Origin of the sequence: Dokdonella sp. (assembly GCF_036518555.1) — a bacterium.
GTDB lineage: Bacteria > Pseudomonadota > Gammaproteobacteria > Xanthomonadales > Rhodanobacteraceae > Dokdonella_A.
Window position 1 is genome coordinate 1 of record NZ_DATDMY010000083.1, and the last position, 5,612, is coordinate 5,612.

Genomic DNA, 5,612 nt, shown 5'->3' on the forward strand with positions numbered 1-5,612 from the left:
CGAACGCGTCTTCGGCAGGCCGGGCGCCCATTGCAGCTGGTCCGGCGTCGCGATCGGACCGATCTCCTTGCGCACCCAGGTGACGAGTTCCTTGCGCAGGTCGTCGGTCGGCGCCTCGCCGCTCTTGAGCGTGACGTAGGCATAGATGCCCTGCCCCTTGATGTCGTGCGGATAGCCGACCACCGCGGCCTCGGCGACCTTCGGGTGCGCGACCAGCGCGCTCTCGACCTCGGCGGTGCCGAGGCGGTGGCCGGACACGTTGATGACGTCGTCGACGCGGCCGGTGATCCAGTAGTAGCCGTCCTCGTCGCGGCGCGCGCCGTCGCCGGTGAAGTACATGCCCGGATAGGTGCGGAAGTAGGTGTCGATGAAGCGCTGGTGGTCGCCGTAGACCGTGCGCATCTGGCCCGGCCACGAATCGGTGATCACGAGGTTGCCTTCCGTCGCGCCGTCGAGGATCGCGCCGTTGGCATCGACGATCGCGGGCCGGACGCCGAAGAACGGCTTCGTCGCCGACCCCGGCTTCTGGTCGATCGCGCCGGGCAGCGGCGTGATGAGGATGCCGCCCGTTTCGGTCTGCCACCAGGTGTCGACGATCGGGCAGCGACCGTCGCCGACCACGCGCCAGTACCACTCCCACGCTTCCGGATTGATCGGCTCGCCGACCGTGCCGAGCAGGCGCAGGCTCGCGCGCGAGGTCTTCTTCACCGGGGCCTCGCCCTCGCGCATGAGCGCGCGGATCGCGGTCGGCGCGGTGTAGAACAGCGTCACCCGGTGCTTGTCGACGACCTGCCAGAAGCGACTCGTGTCGGGCCAGTTGGGCACGCCTTCGAACATCAGCGTCGTCGCGCCGTTCGCGAGCGGGCCGTAGACGAGGTAGCTGTGGCCGGTGACCCAGCCCACGTCGGCGGTGCACCAGTAGACGTCGTCCTCGCGCAGGTCGAACACGCACTCGTGCGTGTAGCTCACATAGACGAGGTAACCGCCGGTCGTGTGCAGCACGCCCTTCGGTTTGCCGGTGCTGCCGGACGTGTAGAGGATGAACAGCGGATCCTCCGCATTCATCGCGACCGGCTCGTGCGTCGCCGGCTGCTCCGCGACGAGCGAGTGCCACCAGCGGTCGCGCGGCGCCTGCATCGCGACCGCGCCGCCGGTGTTGCGCACGACGAGGACGGTCTCGACGCTGTTCGTGCCGGGCCGCAGCAGCGCTTCGTCGACGTTGACCTTGAGCGGCACCTTCTTGCCGCCGCGCAAGCCCTCGTCGGCGGTGATCACGAGCGTGCAGCCGGAGTCGGCGATGCGGCCCGCGAGCGAATCGGGCGAGAAACCGCCGAACACGACCGTATGCACCGCGCCGATGCGCGCGCAGGCGAGCATCGCGACCGCGGCCTCCGGGATCATCGGCAGGTAGATCGCGACGCGGTCGCCCTTGCCGACGCCGAGGTTCGCGAGCAGGTTCGCCGCCTTGCAGACCTCGGCGTGCAGCTCGCGATAGCTGATCCGCCGCGACTGCGCGGGATCGTCGCCCTCCCAGATGATCGCGGTCTTGTCGCCGCGCGCGGCGAGGTGGCGGTCGAGGCAGTTCGCGGCGAGATTGAGCTCGCCGTCGGCATACCAGCGGATGTGCAGGTCGCGCGCGTCGAAGGAGACGTCCTTGACCTGCGTATACGGCTTGATCCAGTCGAGGCGGCGGCCGATGCGGCCCCAGAACGCGTCCGGGTCGCGCACCGACTCGGCGTAGTCGCGCTCGTACGCCGACTCGTCGATACGCGCGCGCGCGGCGAAGTCGGCGGAAACGGGGTGCAGGCTGGCCATCGGCTCTCTCCGGGTGCGAATGCGCGTGGCGCCATGGTAGCCCGCGCCACGGCGGCCGGCGGTGCGCCTGCGACTTTAGTCGAGTCGCGACCTTTGGCGAATTGAGGGCGCATCGCCGCCGCGCGCAAGCTCGGCGGGCCTGGTGCGATCGCACCCGGGGTTGGCGATGCGCCCGCGCTCGCCAAGGGGAGAACGTCGAACCGCTGCGGTTCCACCAACACAGAGGGGTCGGTCACCATGCATGCACAGCTACGTCGCGGCTTGCGCACCAGCGCACTCGCGCTCGCCTGCGCGCTCGCGCTGCCGGCGGTCGCGTCGGCCGCTTCCAAGCGCGAGGACGCGCTGGAGAAGCGCGTCAGCGAGCTCGAACACCAGGTGCAGGTCCTGATGGACCAGATCAAGGCACAGCGCGAGGCGCCACCGATGGTGGTGCAGGCGCCACCGCCTCCGCCACCGCCGGCGGAGGCGAAGAAGGAGACGCCCGCGTTCACGACCGCGCCGGGCATGAGCGTCGCGTTCCATGGCTTCGTCAATGCGACCGCGTTCAGCCAGAACAAGTCGTTCACCTACGGCAACGGCCAGAACGCCGAGTTCCCCGTGGTCGGCTCGAAGGGCACGCTCAGCGGCGTCGACATCCGCAACACGCGCTTCTGGCTCGACATCACGGGCGCGCGTTTCAACGACGACTGGACCGGCGGCGGCCGGATCGAGATGGACTTCTTCGGCGGCTACAACGGCACCGGCGCGTACAGCCTCGCGCAACCGACGCCGCGCCTGCGCCAGGCCTACCTCGACATCGCGCGCGCGGACTCGGGCACGAAGGTACGCGTGGGCCAGCAGTGGGACCTCATGTTCCCGATCGACAACCTGCCCGCCTCGCTCGCGCACATCGCGTTCCCGCTCGGTTACGGCACCGGCCTGATCGGCTGGCGCTACCCGGGTGTCGTGATGATGCAGGACCTCAACCACGGCGCGACGGGCACGAAGTGGCGCCTCGACGTCGGCGCGTTCGAGGGCAGCTGGAACAACCAGGGCACCGCGGTCAACCACCTGACGTCCGGCAACGCGGACTTCCGCCCGCAGATCGAAGCGCGTCTGCGCGCCGAAGGGTCCAACTGGCTCGCCTATGTCGCGGCGCACTACGCCGACATCGATCTCAAGGGCGTCGACGGCACGGCCGCGACGCCGGTGAAGACGGGGCTCAAGAGCACCGGCGTCGAAGTCGGCGGCTCGTGGCGGCCGGGTCCTTGGAACCTCAAGGGCCTCGTCTACACCGGCAAGGGTCTCGGCCCGATCTTCGGCGCGATGTCGCAGTTCGGCGACATCCAGGAAACCGGCGGCTATTTCCAGGTCGGCTACAGCTTCACGAAGAACTGGAGCGTCAACGCGTTCTTCGCGTCGGCGAAGCCCGATTCGGGCGACGTCATCGCGTGGGCCGGCAATGGCGCGAGCGGGCTGCTGCGCAACCGCCAGACGGCCCTGAACCTCCACTACGCGAGCGGGCCGTACCAGCTCGGCCTCGAGTTCCTGCACGACACGCTGAAGTCGATCGCAGGCGATGCGACCAAGGAGACCAGCGGCAACCAGATCGCCGTGAGCGCGATGTACACGTTCTGATCGCCCGGCCCCGCGCGCATCCGCGCGCGGGGCCGCATGCGCGCCGGGCGCCATCCGCGCGGCGCAGGCGCCGATCATCCACCTCGCCGGCGACAGCCGTCATCAACCTTGGGGGGCGACCACACCATGGCAACCGCAGCGACCACCACTCCTTCCGCCGTTCCGCTGACCACCGGGCACAAGCGCGTGATCATCGCCTCGAGCGTCGGCACCGTGTTCGAGTGGTACGACTTCTACCTGTATGGATCGCTCGCCGCGATCATCGCCAAGCAGTTCTTCTCCGGCCTCAATCCCACCAGCGGCTTCATCTTCGCGCTGCTCGCGTTCGCCGCGGGCTTCGCGGTGCGCCCGTTCGGCGCGATCATCTTCGGTCGCCTCGGCGACATGATCGGGCGCAAGTACACGTTCCTGATCACGATCGTGATCATGGGCCTGTCGACGTTCCTCGTCGGCGTCCTGCCGACCTATGCGTCGATCGGCGTCGCCGCGCCGATCCTGCTGATCGCACTGCGCCTGCTGCAGGGCCTCGCGCTCGGTGGCGAATACGGCGGGGCCGCGACCTACGTCGCCGAGCACGCACCGCACGGCAAGCGCGGCCTGTACACGAGCTTCATCCAGATCACCGCGACGTTCGGCCTGTTCCTTTCGCTGCTCGTGATCCTCGCCTGCCGCAAGATGCTCGGCGCCGACTTCGATACCTGGGGCTGGCGCATCCCGTTCGTGCTCTCGGCGCTGCTGCTCGGCATTTCGGTCTACATCCGCCTGCAGCTCAACGAGTCGCCGCTGTTCCAGCAGATGAAGGCCGAAGGCCGCCATTCGAAGGCGCCGCTCACCGAATCGTTCGGGCGCTGGGACAACGGAAAGATCGTGCTGCTCGCGCTGCTCGGCGCGACCGCGGGCCAGGCGGTCGTGTGGTACTGCGGCCAGTTCTACGCGCTGTTCTACCTGACCCAGGTGCTCAAGATCGATTCGGTCACGTCCAACCTGCTGATCGCGGGCGCGCTGCTCATCGCCACGCCGTTCTTCGTCGTATTCGGCGCGCTCTCGGACCGCATCGGGCGCAAGCCGATCATCATGCTCGGCTGCCTGCTCGCGGTGCTGACGTATTTCCCGCTGTTCAAGGCGCTCACGCACTACGGCAACCCCGCGATCGAAGCCGCAGCGACGTCGAGCCCGGTCGTCGTCATCGCCGACCCGGACAGGTGCTCGTTCCAGTTCGACCCGATCGGCAAGAAGACCTTCACGAGTGCGTGCGACATCATCAAGAGCGCGCTCGCGAAAGGCGGCGTGCCGTACACGAACCAGTCGACGCCGGGCACCGACGCGGCGAGCGTGAAGGTCGGCGCGACGACGATCCCGTCGTTCAACGGCACCGGCCTCGACGCGGCCGCGTTCAAGACGCAATCCGACGCGTTCAACGGCCAGCTCAAGGAAGCGCTGAAGACGGCCGGCTACCCGGACAAGGCCGATCCGGCGCAGGTCAACCACGGCATGCTGCTGCTGATCCTCACGATCCTCGTGCTTTACGTGACGATGGTGTACGGGCCGATCGCCGCGTGGCTCGTCGAACTGTTCCCGACGCGCATCCGCTACACCTCGATGAGCCTGCCCTACCACATCGGCAACGGCTGGTTCGGCGGCTTCCTGCCGACGACCGCGTTCGCGATCGTCGCCGCGACCGGCGACATCTACTCCGGCCTCTGGTACCCGGTGATCGTCGCGGCGATGACGTTCGTGATCGGCACGCTGTTCCTGCGCGAGACGAAGGACGTCGACATCTCGAAGTAGAACCCTGCTCGGGAAAGGCGATTCGCGCGTTCCATCCCTCTCTCCCTCCCCCGATCGCGCGATCGCCTTGCATGGCAACCTTCCCCGGCGACGGGGAAGGTTTTTTTTTCGGCACCTGCGAATGCGGGGCTGGGTCGGGCGATCGCCGCGTGGCTCGTGGAGCTCTTCCCGGCCCGCATCCGGTACACGTCGATGTCGCTGCCGTACCACATCGGCAACGGCTGGTTCGGCGGCTTCCTGCCGACCATCGCCTTCGCCATGGTCGCGGCCACCGGCGACATCTACTACGGCCTCTGGTACCCGATCGTCATCGCGATCGTGACCGCCGTGATCGGTTCGCTGTTCATGCCCGAGACGCACGAACGGAAGCTCGAGCACGACTAGCCCTCCGC

The 5,612-nt window shown here is 68.2% G+C and carries 4 protein-coding genes; 3 read left to right on the top strand and 1 reads right to left on the bottom strand.

Annotation, left to right across the window (positions count from 1 at the left end):
• Positions 1-1,815: acetate--CoA ligase (gene acs / locus VI238_RS05240; RefSeq protein ID WP_331649181.1), on the bottom strand; the 1,815-nt coding region annotated here is incomplete at its 3' end.
• A gap of 237 nt (positions 1,816-2,052) precedes the next feature.
• On the opposite strand from acs, the gene VI238_RS05245 reads away from it, so the two are divergent.
• From VI238_RS05245 to VI238_RS05255, 3 genes are all read left to right on the top strand, one after another.
• The gene (locus tag VI238_RS05245; protein ID WP_331649183.1) at positions 2,053-3,432 is read left to right on the top strand and encodes a hypothetical protein; all 1,380 of its coding nucleotides are present in this window, start codon (positions 2,053-2,055) and stop codon (positions 3,430-3,432) included.
• Between the two features lie 126 nt (positions 3,433-3,558).
• On the top strand, positions 3,559-5,220 hold the full coding sequence (locus tag VI238_RS05250; protein ID WP_331649185.1) for an MFS transporter: 1,662 nt from the start codon (positions 3,559-3,561) through the stop codon (positions 5,218-5,220).
• 33 nt (positions 5,221-5,253) lie between these two features.
• Positions 5,254-5,604 (top strand): MFS transporter, encoded by a 351-nt coding sequence (locus tag VI238_RS05255; RefSeq protein WP_331649187.1) that lies wholly within the window; start codon positions 5,254-5,256, stop codon positions 5,602-5,604.
• The last annotated feature ends 8 nt before the right edge of the window (positions 5,605-5,612 follow it).